The organism is Thermoleptolyngbya sp. M55_K2018_002 (assembly GCF_015295965.1).
Taxonomy (GTDB): Bacteria; Cyanobacteriota; Cyanobacteriia; order Elainellales; family Elainellaceae; genus Thermoleptolyngbya; species Thermoleptolyngbya sichuanensis.
In genome coordinates, this window is the sequence record NZ_DVEA01000169.1 from 1 (window position 1) to 18520 (window position 18520).

Genomic DNA, 18520 nt, shown 5'->3' on the forward strand with positions numbered 1-18520 from the left:
TATCCCGCCGACTAGTATCCCGCCGACTAGAATCCTACCAACTGGCCTCCCTCCGGCTACCCAAATGATAAGACCACTCTCGCAAACCCGCAGTAGTTGCAGAGTGAAAGGGGCTATCCGCCCTAGGTACGCGAAAGCTGGCGCTCTCAAAAAATAAACCGTTGATTCAATCGAGATAGGCTAATATCCTTGCAGCGGATAGACTAAATTCGACCCTAAACACCTAAACTCTAAACACCTAAACAACAGTCTTGCAGCGGAAGTAGACCAAATTCGACCCTAAACACCTAAACACCTAACCTAAACACGAAACACCTAAACAACAGTGGCGTAAGCAGTGGCATAAGCAGTGGCGTAAGCAGGAACGTGCAAGTAGGAACGTGTAAGCAGGAACATGCAATCACAGGGAAGCTTCCAAAACTTCATCACGAATTCATCAAGACTTTACACGAGCGCATCCCATAGCCCTAATTTATGACTAGTTTATGACTAGTTTGATGGGTAACTAAGATGGGTGACTAAGATGGGTGACATTGCAGCGCCATCCGGTTACGACTTCACTTGTGAAATGCCACGCGGCTAGAGCATTATCAGAGCGTGATAAGGTTTGCAAAGCCCAATCCGATTTCCAGAGTATAAGCTGATACGCAGCGTCGCTGCCCTTTTGCCTTAGCCAGGTCACCATGTCAAACGGACTCCTAAAGCACGCCCTCCAGGCCATCAAGCCTGAGCCGCGCCTCCGCCGGGCCAACCTGCCCAAAAAGCCTGCACCCAGAGCCGCAAGCCGCCATCGCACGCCCCATCGGGTGAATCAATGGTTCAAATGGCTATCGCCGGGGCTATCGGTCAAGCGGTGGCTATTTATCACCGTTGGGGGCTGTCTGCTGCTGCTGCTGGGGATTGCGATTTGGTCGCGTCAAACGCCAATTTTTCGCTTGGGGCAGCTAATTGGGGATGTGCTGGAAGTCATCACGCGAATTGTGCCGAACTATATCAGCGGGCCGCTCGTGATGCTGGCGGGTGTGCTGCTGGTGTTTTGGGGGCAGACGCGCAGTTTGGGGTCGATTACTGAAGTGCTGATGCCGGGAGAAGAAGAAGAACTGGTGGATCGGCTGATGGCCCATCGCCGTCTGAATCGGGGGCCGCGAATTGTAGTGCTGGGCGGCGGCACGGGGCTGTCTACGCTGCTGCGGGGGCTGAAGCACTATAGCGCCAATATTACGGCGATTGTGACGGTGGCGGATGATGGCGGGTCGTCGGGGCGGCTGCGGCGGGAGATTGGCGTGTTGCCGCCGGGAGACATCCGCAACTGTCTGGCGGCGCTGGCCGATGAGGAAAAGCTGCTGACGGAGCTATTCAAATATCGCTTTCAGGCGGGCGATGGGCTGGTAGGTCATAGCTTTGGCAATTTATTTTTGACAGCGATGAGCGAGGTGGCGGGCGATTTGGAGCAGGCGATCGCCGCTAGTTCCAAGGTTCTTGCTGTGCGGGGGCAGGTGTTGCCTGCAACCCTGAGCGACGTGCGCCTCTGGGCCGATTTGGAAGACGGCCGCCACATCGAGGGCGAATCAAACATTACCGAAGCCCAGGGCAAAATTGTGCGAATTGGCTGCACGCCCGCAAATCCGCCCGCGTTGCCCCGCGCCCTGGCCGCCATTGAGGAGGCGGACTATATCATCATCGGCCCCGGCAGCTTGTACACCAGCATTATTCCCAATCTGCTGGTACCAGAAATCGTAGAGGCGATCGCCCAGCGCCAGGTGCCCCGGATTTATGTGTGCAACGTCATGACCCAGCCCGGCGAAACCGATGGCTATGCGGTGTCCGACCATATCCGCGCCATCGACCAGGTGACCCAGGGCAAGCGCCTGTTTGACGCAGTTCTGGTGCAAAAGAAAATGCCCTCTGCCCACTCGCTCATCCGCTACGCCCAGGAAGGCTCAAATCCGGTTTACTTTGACCGAGAAGGCGTGATGCAAACGGGTCGCCGCGTAGTCATCGCCAACGTCATCGACGAAGAAGTCGAGACGGGCCTGGTACGCCACGACAGCGATCGCCTCGCCCGCATCCTGCTGCGCTGGTATAGCCGCGTAGCCGGGATTCGGTAGCGGAGTCACCCCTCTAGCTCTGCTGCTGCATATACAAGAACGCCCCCACTTCTGCGGGACTGGGCTGGGCGGCGATCGCTCCTGGGCGCGTGGTCGTTAGGCCCCCCACTGCCGAGGCATAGGTCACGATTTGCAGGGCCAACTCAGGATTGGCCAGGGCAGCGATTCCCTGCTGACAAATTTGGTGCAAAAATCCAGCGACGAAGGCATCGCCTGCGCCCGTCGTGTCTTCCACTTCGACCGGGAAGGCCGGAACGCGCCCGTCGTTACCGCTGAGGCAATAGGCACAGCCCTTGTCGCCATCGGTAATCAGCACCCCTTCCAAATTATCCAGGCGATGGGCAATGATGGCGGAGTCGCGGGTTTCAAACAGCCAGTCGGCCTCTTCGGCGGAGAGCTTCAGAAAATCGACCCGCTTGATCAAAGCATGAATCGGCTGCCGAGCCGCTTCGGGATCAGCCCAAAACACGGGTCGCCAGTTGACATCCACCAAAATTTTGACAAAGTATTGCTCTGCCAATTCCAAAGCGCGAGCGATCGCCCCAGCCGACTCTGGGTAAGCTAGCTCCAGCGTGCCCAGCACCAAAAAATCGGCATTGGCGAACAGGTCTTCGGGCAACGCATCGGCTTGCAGGCGCGTGTCGGCAAAGGCATCGGAAGGCCGCCCCCCAAACCCGGCAAAATGGCGATCGCCCGCCTCATCGCGCACCACATACACCCCCCGCGTCGGCGCAGTGTCGTGCCGCTGAATGCCCGTTCCGTCTACCCCCGACTCCAGCAGCAGCTTCACCAGCGCGTCACCCGCCTCATCGCTGCCCACACAGCCCACAAAGCCAGACGGCGTACCCAGCTTTGCCAGAGCGCAGGCTACATTTGCTGGCGCACCGCCCGGATACGCAGTCCAAGACATCACCTGCTCCATCGGTTTCCCTGGCTGATCGGCTAGATAATCCAGCAACACCTCACCCAAACAAAGCACACGCGGCTGTGTCATCTTGCTAATCCATCATTTCCTGTAATTGAGCAACCATCCGTTCCCGAAACTCCAAGTCGGTATTTGCCAGCCCCAACAATTGCAAATATTCTCGCTGGGTCAGCCCTGCCGCCTCGATCAGGCGCAGCGCCTCCAATTCCACCTCTTGCTGCACCCGTTGGGATTCTAGCTGAGTTTCCGCAGCCTGTAGCTCGCCCTCGCGGCTTTCCACGAGTTTCAGCACCTTGAGGTAGGCTTGCACAAACTGGTGAACCTTCTCAGTAGAAATATCTTCTGCGCTCAGGCTGGTCGGCGGCAGGGGTTGGTCAATGGGCGCAGGCGTTCCTGCTTGGGGCGCAAGCTCGGCCGCATTCCCCGCCGCCGCACCCATCAGCAGCAGGCCAACTAGGCAGCCCAGCAGCAGTGCGACGAGCGATCGCCCCCTCCGTCCAGCCCGCTCTTGCCAACCTGTTCTATGGCGCAATCTCAGCATCGGTCAAGTTTCACTTCCTTCAGAATAGCCCAGCCCTCTTGCCTAATCTGACCCATTAGGCCATCAGAACTTGATTCACAGATAGATTTAACAACAGTTTTGCAAAACATCCGCCTAAAATTGAAGTATCGAGTAGGTACATATACGTGACAGTGCAGACTATGGGGGTTGACGAGTCTCAAAACTCTAGTTCTCTTTCCGATCGGGAACTGCAAATTGTTGAACTAGTGGCAGCAGGCTTAACCAACCAGGAGATTGCCGAGAAGCTAGAGATTAGCAAGCGCACAGTCGATAACCACATCAGCAATATTCTGACCAAAACCGCAACGGGCAACCGCGTAGCACTGGTGCGTTGGGCGTTGCAGTGGGGAAAGGTTTGTCTGGATGAGGTGAACTGCTGCGTGCTGCCCACGAACGGGGCAATTCCCAAAGCGTCTAGTCCCCCGCCTGATACAGCACTCCAATCTGAAGTATCTGAATCTGCGGCAGTGATGACTGAAGCAGGGGATGATGTGGCTACGGCAATAGGGGCTGAATCGGTCAATCTCGACTCAGGGAATGCTGACTTAGGGAATGACTCAGGAGATGCTGACTCAGTGAATGACGTTGTTGATGCTGTAAACGAAGTAGCGCTATGAAGCGGCAAATCTGCTTGCCTCAACTCCCGCTTGCGGTTTACCGAGAGGTGGCTGCTCACCTGCGCCAAGTTCCTGGCGTGTCAGTTGGCCTACTGCCCCAAACATCCACTGAGTTTGACTATCGGCAAAGCCAGGTGGGTGGTTTAGAAATTGATGACGAGGAGGCGACCGCCGCCGCACAGCAGCAGGTCGAGCGAATTTTGCAATACTACGGCGATCGCTTTGGGGCTTGGCAGGCGATCGCCCCTGCTCTCTAAGGCGTTCAATCCGGCTTGAATATCCAGCAAAAAGGGCGACCTCCAATCGAGAGAGTCGCCCTTTTCATTCAGGTCATTACAGTTCCACTCACGCAAAAGCCCTAAGTGATAAAACATTACCGACGAAACAACAGAGGAACACAGGCATAAACCAGAGAGTCAATTGATACACGATGTGTTTATCGACACTCTGCGTAGATGGCTTCACAGGGCGGGTTTTTAACCTGCAAATCTTGCAGATAGGACACGTTTTCGCTAGCAAAAAATGAAGTGAGGGAAGTCAGCAGAACAGCGGTAAGTGTAATGATATCCATAGTTTCCTGGTAGATGCGGCCGTGATTCAGTCGTGACTCAATAGTGGCTTATGACAAGGGGCTTCTCAATCAGGGCATTTAACTAACGATGGTTTGAGCTAGTTGAAAATACCAGTAGTTTCACTAAGACATGTATAAAATATGCTTCAGTAAACAACCGAATATTAAGTTTTTTACAAAGTGTGACAAAAAGCACGCTGCTATTAACAGCTTGAGTCAGTGGCTAACTAAAGTTTGGATAGGGTCTTAAATAGTAATGTCCCCAAAGCCACGCAAGACTCGTGCAGAGTTTTAGAGGTTTCATCGTTCGTACACTGTTCATGCAATCAGGGTTTACGTCAGGTTCATACTGAAGTCACTGCGTCGCCCAAAGCATACCGCCAAAGCATGATTTATTTGTGCAAGTTTTATACAAATATCAGAAACCTAGCCGGTTGGGGCGATCGCCCACGAAATATCTGGATGGTTCGGCAGTCTCTGGTCAGGCGGCACACCTCTGTAAACCAGTCTCTCCCTTCCATTTCACCACTCAGACGACTTTCAGTATAGGGAAGCCGCCTCTTGTTTCCAGCGAAATCGCCTGAAGCTGCACCTCCTAAACGCCACTATGGATGAATTTGTCCGTCGGGCATCGTCGCCCCACTCAGGTTCGCCCCATCAAGCTGGGCTTCCCAAAGGTTTGAATGTCGTAAGTTTGCCTGCCGCAGATCTGCCCCCCGCAGATTGGCATGGCTTAGATTCGCCATGCTCAAGTCGGCCCGAAAAAGACTCGTGTTAGACAAATCTGCTTCATTAAGCGCGGCTTCGCGCAGGTCAGCTTCCGTCATGACGCTCGCCCTCAGGTCTGCGGTGTAGAGATTTGCGCCAATTAGATTCGTGCCAATCAGAATGGAGTCGCCCAGGCTTGCATGGCTCAGGTTCGCCATACATAGGTTCGACATGCTGAGGTTTGCCCGCGTCAAATTAGCCTGATACAGGGTTGCGCCAACCAGGTTTGCCAGACAAATGATCGACATGCCGAGGTTTGCCTGTCGCAAATCTGCTTCCCGCAGATTGGCTTGACTCAGCGTAGACTCGCGCAGATCGGCCTGACTTAGGTTCGCCCCGTAGAGATTGCTGTGGGAGAGATTAGCGGTATACAGCCGTGCGCCCCGCAAATCAGCCCGGCTCAGGTCGGCTTCGCGCAAGTTAGACAGGCATAAATCTGCCTGATTCAGCGAAGCATGGCTTAGATTTGCACCCTGTAGAAGGGCTTCGCGCAGATTTGCCCGTCGCAGGTCTGCGGTACACAGAGTTGCGGTGCAAAGGCTGGCCAGCGAGAGGTTGGCGCTACTCAGGTTCGCTTCTCGCAGGTCGGCACCAATTAAGTTGGCTTCGCTCAGGTTGGCTTCGCGCAGATCGGTTGTGTAGAGAATTGCCTCGCGTAGGTCTGCCCGACTCAGATCGGCCTGCTGCAAACTCGCCATGCAGAAATCGGCTCGACTCAAGATGCCTTCTCGCAAATCAGCCTGGTTGAGGGTCACTTCGCGCAAGTTGGCCTGGTTGAGTGCAGCGTGGCTGAGGTTCGGATGAATTTCAGCATGGGTTTCGCGCCATTGGTTCCAGGCGTTTGAGCCCTGTTTCAGCAGAGCTAGATGTTCATGATTTGCCATGAGTGGTGCATCTCTTTTGCAAACTGCCAGAACGCGAAACTGGAGACAGGACGGCGCGGATGTCTTTGGCAAAATCTCAGGCTGGTCAGCAGGAGGATTTTCAGGCGGTTACTGGTTGAAGATGGCTGCGCCAAGGGGGGAATTTCAGGAGATTTTCATTAGGACTTACGCAGTTGGACGATTTCTCGCGGGCGCAGCTCGCGAGAAATCGTCCAAAACCCAGAAAATTTAATCGCAAGTGCGTAAGTCCTATCCATATAATTCCAAGATAAAAGTGGCACTAATTCAGGTGAAGCCAAACCGAGAAATTACGGAGGAATTATGGCGGAATTGCGGAAGGTCTGAAAAAGGTCTTTGAAGGGCTTGTAAAAAGGGCTTGTAGAAGGTTTGAAAGGAGCCTGAAAGAGGTTTGCAAGAAGCTTGCGAGAGGCTTGCAGGGGGCTTGCAAAGACTCTGCATGGCAATAACGAGAACTGGTAACGAGCGATCGCCCTTGTCCCTAGCAGAAGCGAGAATTCTGCTCTGAGGGGCAATCGGCGCAATCAAACCCAAATCACGTAGAACTGTAATGAAAAAGAGAATGAGAAATCCGTGCTTTGGGGCTTGAGTACTGTCAGTATTCCCAAAACAGGTTAAAAATCTCTCAGCCTCGGCGTAAGCCGTTGCATCGTTAGGTTGCAACGTTAGAATGCCAGCGGTTGGTCTTGTGGCACAGCACCAATGCCGGGAGCTAGCTGATTTTGCCAGGTGGCGATCGCCCCTTGAGCCGCATCGTAGGCAGCCGTACCGGGCGGCACCAGCTGAGCCACCTGCACCGCCTGGGCCAGAGCGCCTGACTGGGCGTGGATATTCGCCAAGTTCAAAATTTGCTGACTCCATCCGGCGATCGCCTGCTGAGCCGCTTGATAGGTATTGGCGCGATCGCTGGGCACGAGTTGGGCAGCGGCGATCGCCGCCCGATAGTTGTTGGCCGCCAGCCACAGGTCGCCTCCGTTGCGCTGCATGGCTCGACCCGATGCCATATCCAAAATCACCTGGCTCCAGCGATCAATCGCCTGCTGCGCGTCTTTATACAGCGGCTGATCGGGGCGGATTTGCCGCAGCAGTCGAATCGACTCTGAAATTTCCGATACCTGATTGCTCGACGATTCGGCCCTCACCTTGGTCAGGTTTGCCATCGCCGCATTCATGATGTCACGATCTGACAGGAGCGGCGCAGGCTCGCTCACAGGGCGGGTATCCGGCACAGACGATGCAGGAGATTGGGCAGGGAGGTTCAGCGAATTGGCCGCTGGGTTTGCCACCGGAACCGGAGTGGGCTGCGGTGCAGGCGACGGGGCGGTGGAAGTAATCGAGTTGGCGGCGGGGTTTGGCAGCGAGGGTCCAGCAGGCGAGGCAACCACACCCGGACTAGGCTGCACGGCAATGGTCTGACCGTCGGAGGGCGATCGCAAGACGGTGCCCACATTTCGCACAATCACTGCCGCCATCAACAGCGACAAAAGCCCGCCCCCCCAGCGCACCAGTTGCCACCAGGAGCGCTCTTCAGAAGCATCAGAGGCGATCGCCACGGGCGTACGGTGGGGTGGGGGCGGGGGCGGCGCAGGGAGTGATGAGGACGGCGGGAGCGGCGTGTCTGCTGGCTCACGACGGGGTTCCGCCTCCGACACAACCGGAACCAGAGGCGGAGGTGGCGTAACTCGCTCGACGGGGCGTTCCTGCCGAATTGCAGGGGTTTGCAAGCTGGGATTTTGCGGGCTGGAGTGCCGCCAGTCGGGGTGGGATTCAGGACTTTGGGAAGGCTGCCACTCCGAGCCTGCCCGACGAGGCGGTTCATCCCGATGAGGAACGGGCTGCAACCGATCCGGAGCGTCCACAGGCGCAAAAGATGGCAGAGAGGGCGACATAGTTTCCTTTCCGGGCACGATTAGCTGATAGCGCAGGCTATCTGGAATGATGGCCAAAGGCTCTTGGCGGGGTCGCCAGTGGTGGTCGCTTAGCTCTGGCAGGCGCGTTTGCAAAAACTGCACCAGATGCTCCAGCGTGACGCAGCCCGGACGCTTTAGCCCCTCCAGCACCGCAGCCGTAAACAATCCGTGGCGCAAGGCAATGGTTTCGTGGGAAAGCTGGTTTTGACGGCATGACAGCAGCGTGGGAATGCCATACTGTTCGGCCAGGGCTGCGGTGTGGGTGCCTGCGCTGACCCCCGACAGCACGCCCTGGCTCCGGTTCATGTCCAGCAGCACGAGCAGGTTTTTCGTCGGCGCTGCCTGCAACAAGGAATAGAGAAATTCGACCGAAAGCCCCGTCTGGGCCGGCTGGGTAGGGTCGCTATCTTGAGGCATTAAATAGTCTTTGCCTTGATAGTGCATCCCGTAGCCGCTGAAAAATAGCCAGAGGCAATCGTTGGGCTTGAGCCGCTGACACACCTGGGCGATCGCCGTTTGGATGCCAGCGCGGTCGGGGGTGGTGGCTCCCCAAGCTGCCGGGGGCGAGTTATCGGTCAACCGCACACAAGAGTCGGGCAGAAACCCTGCGTCGTTAATCAAACTTTGAATCAAGGACTGGGCATCCCGCTCGGCATAGACGAGGGGCTGCAACTGCGGATACTGATTAATGCCGATGGCGATCGCCCAGTAGTTTGTCATCGTTGTCAGATACCCCAAGCAGTTTCCCGAAAAAGATGTTCAGCTTTCAACCGCACCTAAGAGACTACTCAAGGGAAGTTGCCAAGCTCAGCATAAACTCCAACCTCTCATCAAACCCCAAAGCCTCAGAAATTTAAGACTTCGAGGTTCGACCCAGTCTCCAAAGCGCTAATCCATCCCGCCTTTAGACTCAGATCATATCTATCCTTCTTCTAAGATGCCCAAAAAATTGAAAAGTGGTGCAAAAACCGATGGAATGGCAGCACCGGATTTCGCAGCACCCCATCATGCAACATCCAATGGCACAGATTTTGCGGAGGCGGGCCGCACAGAGTCTCTCGCGGTTTAATTGCAGCAGGACTTCCGCACCTGCGATTGAGTCTTCTGGGTTTTGGGCGATTTCTGGCGGGCGCAGCCCACGAGAAATCGTCCAACTGCGTAAGTGCTATGCAGATTAATTCCAGATTAGTCAGATTAGTTGCAGACCGCTGTGCAGCCATCTGCCCCAGCCTGGAAAGCCGTGCTTATTTCCCAGGCTCTAGAAACGTCACAGCTTCCCCCATCTGCCCCAGCCTGGAAAGCCGTGCTAGCGTGAGGAAACGAGCATTGGGGCAGGCGATTGAGCAAGTTGGAAGACCTGGAATGGCAGGGCATAGGGGAATGGGGAGCGCTGGTGCGAGAGGCGGAGCGCGATCGCTGGCTGGGGTTCCAGAATCCGGTGGCGACCTATGAGGTGTATGACCCAGCAGACGTGCTGCCTGGGCTGGCGGAGATCGAAGCGCGGGTGGAGCAGGAGCGCCTGTGGGCGGTGGGGTGTGTGAGCTATGAAGCTGCGCCCGCGTTTGATCCCGCCCTGACAGTGCGAGACGCAGCCCCATCCGCACCTGACCGTTTCCCGCTGCTGGCATTTGGGCTATATCCAGCGCCGCAAATCCTGTCGCAGCAAGACCTGACCCGGCTAACGGCAGCGGCAAGCCTGCCCCCGCTGGACTGGCGGCCCAACCTGTCGGTCAGCGAGTTTCAGGCGGCGATCGCCCGCATCAAGCACCACATCCACGCAGGCGACACGTATCAGGTCAACTATACCTTTCGGCTGCAAGCAGAGAATGTGCGTGATCCGTGGGCCCTCTGGTGTCAGATGATTCGGGCACAGCCGCTGGGCTATGGCGCGTTTATCCATCTGCCGGAGTGGGCTGTGTGCAGCGCGTCGCCGGAGCTATTTTTTTCGCGGAAGGGCAACACGCTGACATCCAAGCCGATGAAGGGAACAACGGCGCGGGGATTGTGGGCAGCGGGCGATCGCCAGCAGGCTGAGGATCTGTACCACTCGGACAAGAACCGTGCCGAGAACGTGATGATCGTGGACATGGTGCGAAACGACCTAGCGCGGGTAGCGCGGTTGGGCAGCGTTCAGGTGTCGCGCCTGTTTGCCCTGGAGCGCTATCCCACCGTCTGGCAGATGACCAGCACCGTTCAGGCAGAAACCTCAGCCAGCCTGCCAGCCATTTTTCAAGCCCTGTTTCCGCCTGCTTCTATTACCGGAGCGCCCAAAGCCCGCACCATGTCTCTCATTGCCGAGCTAGAAACGGCCCCCCGACGGGTCTACACGGGCACGATTGGGTACATTTGCCCCGACCCGCAGGCATCTGTTCAGGCGCATGTTCAGGCGCATGTTCAGGCGCAATTTAACGTGGCAATTCGCACGGTGCTGGTGCATCGCTCCACAGGGCAGGCGGAATATGGGGTCGGCGGCGGTATCGTTTGGGATTCCACGGCCGACTCCGAGTTTCAGGAATGCCGCACCAAGGCGCAGGTGTTGACCCAGGTGCGTCCTGACTTTTCTCTGCTAGAGTCGATGCTGTGGACTCCAGAGGCAGGAATTGCCTGGGGCGATCGCCACCTGGCCCGACTCCGCGCCTCCGCAGACTATTTCGGCTTTACGGTAGCCTGGGACGCGGTTGAAAACGCCATTCAGCAGCGCCTCGCCACCCTCCCCCCCCAGCCCCACAAGCTGCGGCTAGTCGTGCCGCCAGCCCAGCCGCCCACGGTCGAAGCCCAGGCGATCGCCCCCCTGCCCAGTGTCTATCGAGTGGCGATCGCCCAAACGCCCATCGACTCCGGCGATCCATTTCTGTATCACAAAACCACCCATCGCCCCGTCTACACGCAGGCACGACAGGCACACCCCGAAGCCAACGACACCCTGCTGTGGAACGAGCGCGGCGAACTCACCGAAACCTGTATTGCCAACCTGGTGCTAGAACTGGATGGCGAATGGGTGACTCCACCCGTCCACTGCGGCTTGCTGCCCGGTATCTATCGCTCCTTTTTGCTGGAACAGGGCAAAATAAAAGAGCGCATCGTGCAACTCGCAGATCTCTCCCGCTGCACCCGGATTTTGCTGATCAACGCCGTCCGAACCTCGTGGAACGCCACCCTCGATCCAGACTCCCTCCGCCGCTTAAAGTAGAGATTAGAGTAGAAACGTCAGCTTTGTAGACTCGCCTCTCCAGCAGCAGTCCTAGTGATTCTACGCAGCAGCTTTAACAGCTCGCTTTAACAGCAGCCTCGAACCTCCAACGTTTAGCGTCTAGCTCCCTCCAAAATGTCCAACGAAACCATCACCCTCATGTCACAGCGCGAAATCGAGAAGATGCGCCAGGCCGGACAGCTTGCTGCCCAGCTTCTTGCCTACCTAGAGCCGATGGTGAAGCCAGGGGTCAGCACGCTGGAGCTAAACGATGCCGCAGAGGAATGGACCCAAAAGCACGGAGCTAAAAGCGCCCCCTTGGGCTACCACGACTTTCCCAAATCGATCTGCACCAGCGTCAATGAAGTGGTGTGCCACGGCATCCCCAATGCCAAACAAATCCTGCGCGACGGCGACATTATCAATATCGACGTAACGCCGATTCTGGATGGATACCACGGCGACACCTCGCGCATGTTCTTTGTGGGAGAGCCGTCGCCCATTGCCCGCAAGCTAGTTGAAGTGACGGAAGAGTGCATGTGGCGCGGCATTCGCGAGGTAAAGCCAGGGGCCCGCATCGGCGACATTGGTGCAGCGATTCAGGAATATGCCGAGTCCCAAGGCTTCTCGGTGGTGCAAGATTTTGTGGGGCACGGCGTTGGGCGCATCTTCCACACGGCTCCCCAAATTCCCCACTATGGCAAGCGCGGCAAGGGCAAAAAGCTACGCCCTGGCATGGTCTTCACGATTGAGCCGATGATCAATGTCGGCACTTGGGAAGTGGAAGTTTTATCGGATAAATGGACTGCGGTGACGAAAGATCGGCAGCTTTCTGCCCAGTTTGAACACACGGTTGCGGTGACGGCAACAGGGGTGGATGTGCTGACGCTGATGCCAGAATTGGCCGTCGCCTAGGCAGTGCTTTAAAACTTTCTAGGTCGTTGATTGCCTTGAGTCGATCCCCCTTAAATCCCCGCACTTACACGCCGCTTCGCTAGAAATAAGGGTACTTCCGGAGTGGTTCGGCTCGGTTCCCTCTTTTTTAAGGGTAGCTAGGGGGGATCGAAGGGTTTTAAAACACGCCCTTGTGGGTCTTGTACGGGGCCTGTGTAGGGCTTGTACAAGACTTGATAGATGCTTAAGAAATTGCAGGCTTGCAACTGCAACAGCAGTAGGGGATTTTCTACGATAGCCGCCCTTTCAGCCCCTCCTCTCGGAAGCCAGATCTAGGATCTAACCAGCACTTGGGCAGACACCCCAGACTGAACCGGAATTTGCACCACAAACTCTGCGCCCTGCCCTGGCGAACTGTAGCATTCCAGGGTTCCGCCATGATTTTCTGCCACGATCTGGTAGCTGATGGATAGCCCCAGCCCAGTTCCCTTGCCCTCTGGCTTGGTGGTGAAAAAGGCATCAAACAGCTTTTGCCGGACGGCTTCGCTCATGCCCGGCCCATTGTCGGCGATGCGGATTGTGACGGCATGGTCGGTGGCGGTTGTGGAAATTGTAATCGTATTGGGGTGCTGCTCTAGCTCCGAGAGAGATTTCCCGGCGTTGCCCTCTTCCATCGCGTCGATAGCGTTGGCAATCAGGTTCATAAACACCTGGTTGATTTGCCCGCTGTAGCACTCGACGGGCGGCAGCGTGCCGTAGTTCTTGATGATGCGGATGGCGGGGCGATCTGGCTTTGCCTTAAGCCGATGGGACAGGATGAGCAGCGTGGTGTCTAGACCTGCGTGCAAATCGGCGGGGCGCTTTTCGCTGCCGTCGGCGCGGGAGTAGGTTCGCAGCGATTGCATGATATCCCGAATGCGATCCGTGCCCAGCTTCATGGAGTTCACCATTTTGGGCAGATCATCGAGCAAAAATTCCAGGTCAATCTCCTCGGCGTGGTCTTGAATCGCCGCGATAGGTGGGGCGTAGTGCCGCTGATACAGGGCTAGATGTTCCACCAAATCTTCGATATAGCGGCTGGCGTGGGCCAGGTTGCCTGCGATGAAGCTGACGGGATTGTTGACCTCGTGGGCGACCCCGGCCACCAGTTGCCCCAGTTGAGAGATTTTTTCAGTTTGCACAAGCTGCGCCTGGGTTTGCTGGAGCTTTTGCAGCGAGTCTTGGAGGCACTGGGATTTGTCCTGTTCGCGGGCATAGAGCTGGGCATTTTCCAGAGCGATCGCCGCTTGGGTCGTCAGCAGTTTCAGCAGTTCCAGCCGCGACGGTGGAAAGGCATTGGCCGTCAGCGGGTTTTCCAGATACACCACACCCGTCCGCTTGCCCTGATAGAGAATTGGGGCACACAGGACGGACTTGGGCTGGTGCTGCTGGAGATAGCGATCGCCCTCAAACCGCGCATCGTTGGCTGCATCTGACAGCACCAGCGGCTGCTGCGTTCGCCATACCAAGTGGATCATCGACACAGGCACATCGCGGCTGCCCTCCAGCGGGGTCGATTGCAGCACCACAGCCATCTGGTCTGGGTTTGTGTCGATCGCCTCGATTCGCAACTGACCCGCCTTTTCCAAAATCAGGCATCCCTTTTGTGCGCCTGCATTTTCCAGGATGATCGAGAGAATGCGGCTAAGCAGCGCGTCGAGATGCAGTTCGCTGGCGATCGCCTCGGCGGCTTTCATCACCGTAGACAAATCGAGGGAATCGCGCTGGCTGCTGGTGCTGCGGGTGGAGCGGGTGGTGGTCGCAGTAGCGGTGATGGTGGCATCGACGGCTGGAGCGCTGCTGGCTTCGTCCTGCTGGAGCAGCAGAGGATGCTCGGCAGTGAGCGCATGAACTTTGGCGATCGCCCCCCACTGGATATAGCCGTAGTAGGCATCGATGAGATAATTCTGGGAAATGCGGGGCTTGCCCAACGCCGCGTAAAACTGGGCAGCCCGTTCGCAGGCCACGGCCGCTTCGTGAATAAAGCCCTCTTCGGTGGCGCGGGCAATGGCGCGATCGTAGCCATCCATCGCCGTCTGGCGATCGCCCCGAATCTGGGCCAACTCCGCTGCCAGCAGGTCGGCCTTGTGCTGGTGGTTCATCGGCGCAGACGCAGCCCACTGCTGCACGGTCGTCTGACAGGCGAGCAACTGCGGCATCCACTCCGCTTGTTGGGCGGGCGTGCCGTGGGGATAGGCAGCCAGCAGCGCCAGCCCGTAGTAGAACCAGTAGACAGGCGTGGCCATCAGCCCCGCGCCGCAGCCCGCGTATGGTTCCCCGCGCTTGGCAAAGGCGATCGCCGCCTCATATTCGCCAAACCAGTAGTGCAGCATCAGCTTGGCCAGGTGAAACACAAAGAGCGCCTGGAAATTTTGCGACTCTTCCCAGCGGGGCAGCATCTCACTTTCATCAAACGCCTCACCCACCAGCAGCGTGGGATTGTCCGATTGCCCCAGCAGGTTGAGCGTTACCTGTTGCCACATGCGAGCCGCAGAAAGCTGAAAATTCTGCTTGAGCTGAAGCAGCAGCGCTCCATACTGCACCTGGTTTTCGTAGTGACTTTCCAGCGCCTCGCCGCTAAAAAATCGGTGATCGCAATAGTTCATGACCGAATAGCTGACATAGCCCAGGTCGCCCGTTTCCAGCCCGACGTGGATGCCGTCTACCAGCGGCACAAAGGTATTGCGGATGTGTTCCTTGTGGTGCCGCACGAAGCACTCAAACAGTTGCACAATGCTGCACTGCCACTCGCGACACTGATAGCGCTCCAGCAGCTTCATGGCAATTTGCCCCGCCTCGTAGGCCCGGTCTGCGGCAGGAATCGTGCTGCAATACCAGGCGTAGGTGGCGTAGCTGGGGGCGGCCAGGGGCGAGTGGCCATGGCGGACACAGAGTTCAAGCTGCGTAGTAGCAACCCAGCGAAACACCTCTGGCTGAGTTTGATACGCTGTGCCCGTCACCGCGTTCAAGATCCGCAGGGCTGCCAGCTTTTCGGGATCGGTCAGTTCGGGTACGGCATCCAGCGCATCCAGCGCAGGCAGGGAAATTTGGAAATGATCGTGGTTCAGCGGGCTAGCGATGGTAAAGCCCAGCAGCATCAGCCCGTCGAAGGCAGCCGTGAGCGATCGCCACATTTGAAGTTGGGCAATGTAAATCTGGATCTTTAGCTCGTAGGACTGCACCGCATCGAGAACACTGGCGGCCTGTTGCTCTAGGGTATTGGCGATCGCCTCGGCTTCGTCATACCGCGTCACTAGGTAAGCCGCCTGGGCCGCTTCGGCATGGAGTGCCAGCGTCAGGTCATAGTGCGCGGCCCAGGCGTTTTCGGGGAGGAGCGATCGCCCCTGTCGCAAAAAGCTGTCCGCTGTTTCATAAGCCGCCGCTGCCTTGGCCCGCCGCCCCGCCGCCAAGTTCAGCCGCACCAGTTCTATCCGCTCTTGCGGCTCGTCGATCAGGTCAGTCCCGTAGTTCAGCGCGTTGACGATTTCAAATAGCCCTTCAAACTGGCCCGTGGCGCGATCCGCAGCGGGAATCGTTTGCAGCAGCAGCCGACCGATTTGCAGGTGCGTGGCCGGGCGATCGCCCTCTGCGATCAGCGAATAGGCCGCCTGCTGCACCCGGTCATGCAAAAAGCGGTAGGTAAAGGGCTGCTGGCCTCCCGTTTGGGCAGTGTCAGCCAGGAATTGATCCAACTCCTCTTCAGAAAACAGCAGGGGAATTTTGTAATCCTGGCTGAGGGGCAAGATAAACCGCTCCTCCAGCGCAGGTTGCAAGGCCCGCGCCAGGGCCGACAGGCTGAGTCCGCTGATCGCCACCAGCGTTGGCAGCGTGAAGCGATCGCCCACACAGGCCGCCAGCTTCAGCACGGTCTGCGTCTCTGGCGGCAGCTTCACCAAATTACCCGCCACCAGATCCACCACCGACAGGTCGGCAATGCCCGTCTCTTGAATCGCCTGCACATCCCACCGCCAGCCTCCTGTGGCAAAGTCAAAGGTGAGCAGTTTCTCCTGATACAGCGTCTTCAGCAGTTGCGTCAAAAAGAAGGGATTGCCCTGAGTTTTGGCAAACAGCAGTTCTGCCAGCGGGTGCAAGTATTCTGAGGACTGTTCTTCATCTCTCCGGCTCCGAGAGGCCTGCTTGCCCGTGAGCGCGTCTTGCACCAGCCGTTGCACAGACTCCAGCGGTAGCGGCTTCAGCACGATTGGGGTCACCACGCCGCCCGCCTGCTGAATTTCCTCCACGGTTTTCATCAGCGGGTGAACCGGGCTGACTTCATTATCCCGGTATGCGCCAATCATCAGCAGATGGCGGCTATCCGGGTTAGACATCAGCGCCTGGATCAGCTTCAGCGAGGCCGAATCGGCCCACTGCAAATCGTCCAGAAACAGCACCAGCGGATGAGTCGGCTGGGCAAAGACCCCTACCAGCGATTGAAACACCTGGAGAAAGCGGTTCTGTGCTTCCGTTGCGCCCAGTTCGGGTACGGGCGGCTGGGAACCCAGGATTAGCTCCATCTGGGGAATCACGTCGATTAGCACTTGCCCGTTGGAGCCTAGCGCATCGAGCAGCTTTTCGCGCCAGATCTCTAGGCGATCGCTACGTTCCGTCAGCACCTGCTGCGTCAGGGATTGAAACGCCTGAATAATCGAGGCATAGGGCACATTGCGCTTGTACTGGTCAAACTTGCCGCTAATAAAGTAGCCCCGCTGCCGCACGACGGGCTTGTGGATTTCGTTAACCAGAGAAGATTTGCCAATCCCCGAATAGCCCGACACCAGCATCAGTTCGCTGCGGCCGCTTGCCTCGCCGCCCAGCGTCAGCAGCGGGCTGGTATTGGCCGCCACCCGATCAAACGCCGCCAGCAGCGCCGCCACCTCCGACTCGCGGCCGTAGAGGGTTTTGGGAATCAGCAGTTGGGACGAGCGATCGCGCTCTCCGGGCGTAAAGTCAGGAATCGTCTTGCTCTCCATCAGAGCATCGCGGCATCGCTCCAAGTCAGCTAGCAGCCCCGCCGCGCTCTGGTAGCGATCTTCCGCATTTTTGGCCATGAGCTTGTGAACAATGGCGGCGATCGCCTCCGGCACGTTCGGGTTCAAACTCCGCAGCGGTGGCGGCGCTTTGGCAATATGGCAATGCACCAGTTCCAGCGGGTCGTCTCCTCGAAACGGCAGCCGCCCCGTCAGCAGTTCGTACAGCGTAATGCCTAGGGAATAGAAGTCGCTGCGATAGTCTAGCGTCCGGTTCATCCGCCCCGTCTGCTCCGGCGACATGTAGACCAGCGTTCCCTCAAGCTGGTTTAGCTCCTGCGGCAGGGTCAGCTCTTCGCCCAGGCGCGAGGCAATGCTAAAGTCCGTGAGCTTTACTTCACCTGTTTCCTCGTTGAGGAGGATGTTGGAAGGCTTAATGTCTTTGTGAATAATGCGAGCCTGCTGAAGCGAGGCCAGCGCTTGAGTCAACTGAATCGCGATATTCAACACCCGCGCCGGATCGAGGATCTTGCACTTGCGGTTGGCCAAAACCTGCTTGAGCGATCGCCCCCCGAAGTCCTCCAACACCAGCACGGCCCGATGTCCATGCGTTTCCAGCCCGTATACCCGCACTACACCGGGCAAATCGAGATTGGCCGCCACCTGATACTCGTGCTTTAGCCGGGTAATCTGCTCCAGAGTAGGATGCTCCGCCCGCAACACCTTGAGAATGAACGGCTGCTGGGTAATCTGGGAAACCGCCCGATACAGCACCGTATTCACGCCTTCGTGAACCAAGTCTAGAGACTGATAACCTAAAATCTCAATCGTTCCGTGCATGGATACTCTAGTTTTTTATGGCTGAGCGTCAGCGGAAGAAAGACCCCTCGTCATAGTTGAGGGGAAAGGTAAAGCGATATCAGAAAGTCTGCCCAAAAAGCCTGCAAATCCGAGTCAGATTAATTTCAACCCCATTCGCACCAGCGTTGCGAGCAACCCCCTACATCCTTTTCCCATTACCCCCTGCAACAATGCTGTGGCTGGACGTATCCCAGTTCTGCAAGTTT

9 protein-coding genes and 1 pseudogene are annotated in these 18520 nt (G+C 57.2%); 5 read left to right on the plus strand and 5 right to left on the minus strand.

Translation table 11 applies throughout. The features are described from left to right. Window positions 1-683: 683 nt before the first annotated feature. A complete protein-coding gene (gene yvcK, locus IGS51_RS08515; RefSeq protein WP_172358237.1) occupies window positions 684-2108 on the plus strand; it encodes a gluconeogenesis factor YvcK family protein in 1425 nt (474 codons plus the stop codon). Between the two features lie 13 nt (window positions 2109-2121). Here yvcK and IGS51_RS08520 read toward each other — a convergent pair whose 3' ends face one another. Together IGS51_RS08520 and IGS51_RS08525 are read right to left on the minus strand one after the other, a co-directional pair. Then, the gene (locus tag IGS51_RS08520; protein WP_297078011.1) at window positions 2122-3102 is read right to left on the minus strand and encodes a carbohydrate kinase; all 981 of its coding nucleotides are present in this window, start codon (window positions 3100-3102) and stop codon (window positions 2122-2124) included. A 4-nt stretch (window positions 3103-3106) separates the two neighbouring features. After that, window positions 3107-3574 (minus strand): DUF4168 domain-containing protein, encoded by a 468-nt coding sequence (locus IGS51_RS08525; protein ID WP_297078012.1) that lies wholly within the window; start codon window positions 3572-3574, stop codon window positions 3107-3109. 161 nt (window positions 3575-3735) lie between these two features. Here IGS51_RS08525 and IGS51_RS08530 point away from each other — a divergent pair. Beyond that, a pseudogene (locus IGS51_RS08530) lies at window positions 3736-3984 on the plus strand (LuxR C-terminal-related transcriptional regulator); the annotation flags it as partial. A 224-nt stretch (window positions 3985-4208) separates the two neighbouring features. After that, a complete protein-coding gene (locus IGS51_RS08535; protein ID WP_316786504.1) occupies window positions 4209-4469 on the plus strand; it encodes a hypothetical protein in 261 nt (86 codons plus the stop codon). A 919-nt stretch (window positions 4470-5388) separates the two neighbouring features. On the opposite strand, the gene IGS51_RS08540 is transcribed toward IGS51_RS08535, so the two are convergent. Together IGS51_RS08540 and IGS51_RS08545 are read right to left on the minus strand one after the other, a co-directional pair. Beyond that, a complete protein-coding gene (locus IGS51_RS08540; protein ID WP_297078013.1) occupies window positions 5389-6435 on the minus strand; it encodes a pentapeptide repeat-containing protein in 1047 nt (348 codons plus the stop codon). A gap of 683 nt (window positions 6436-7118) precedes the next feature. Then, entirely contained in the window at window positions 7119-9083 is a 1965-nt protein-coding gene (locus IGS51_RS08545) for a caspase family protein (RefSeq protein WP_297078014.1), read from the minus strand. A gap of 619 nt (window positions 9084-9702) precedes the next feature. On the opposite strand from IGS51_RS08545, the gene pabB reads away from it, so the two are divergent. Both pabB and map read left to right on the plus strand, forming a co-directional pair. Further along, the gene (gene pabB, locus IGS51_RS08550; RefSeq protein ID WP_297078015.1) at window positions 9703-11553 is read left to right on the plus strand and encodes an aminodeoxychorismate synthase component I; all 1851 of its coding nucleotides are present in this window, start codon (window positions 9703-9705) and stop codon (window positions 11551-11553) included. Window positions 11554-11688: 135 nt separating this feature from the next. Further along, a complete protein-coding gene (gene map / locus IGS51_RS08555) occupies window positions 11689-12468 on the plus strand; it encodes a type I methionyl aminopeptidase (RefSeq protein WP_172358243.1) in 780 nt (259 codons plus the stop codon). Window positions 12469-12779: 311 nt separating this feature from the next. Here the strand turns inward: map and IGS51_RS08560 are convergent, their stop codons facing one another. Next, entirely contained in the window at window positions 12780-18293 is a 5514-nt protein-coding gene (locus IGS51_RS08560) for an ATP-binding sensor histidine kinase (protein WP_297078016.1), read from the minus strand. Between the last annotated feature and the right edge of the window lie 227 nt (window positions 18294-18520).

Excerpts from the sequence above, each read along its gene's own strand:
- IGS51_RS08540 (WP_297078013.1), bottom strand. The coding sequence starts at position 6,435 with ATGGCAAATCATGAACATCTAGCTCTGCTGAAACAGGGCTCAAACGCC.
- IGS51_RS08535 (WP_316786504.1), top strand. The coding sequence starts at position 4,209 with ATGAAGCGGCAAATCTGCTTGCCTCAACTCCCGCTTGCGGTTTACCGA.
- IGS51_RS08545 (WP_297078014.1), bottom strand. The coding sequence starts at position 9,083 with ATGACAAACTACTGGGCGATCGCCATCGGCATTAATCAGTATCCGCAG.
- IGS51_RS08520 (WP_297078011.1), bottom strand. The coding sequence starts at position 3,102 with ATGACACAGCCGCGTGTGCTTTGTTTGGGTGAGGTGTTGCTGGATTAT.
- IGS51_RS08560 (WP_297078016.1), bottom strand. The coding sequence starts at position 18,293 with ATGCACGGAACGATTGAGATTTTAGGTTATCAGTCTCTAGACTTGGTT.
- yvcK (WP_172358237.1), top strand. The coding sequence starts at position 684 with ATGTCAAACGGACTCCTAAAGCACGCCCTCCAGGCCATCAAGCCTGAG.
- IGS51_RS08525 (WP_297078012.1), bottom strand. The coding sequence starts at position 3,574 with ATGCTGAGATTGCGCCATAGAACAGGTTGGCAAGAGCGGGCTGGACGG.
- map (WP_172358243.1), top strand. The coding sequence starts at position 11,689 with ATGTCCAACGAAACCATCACCCTCATGTCACAGCGCGAAATCGAGAAG.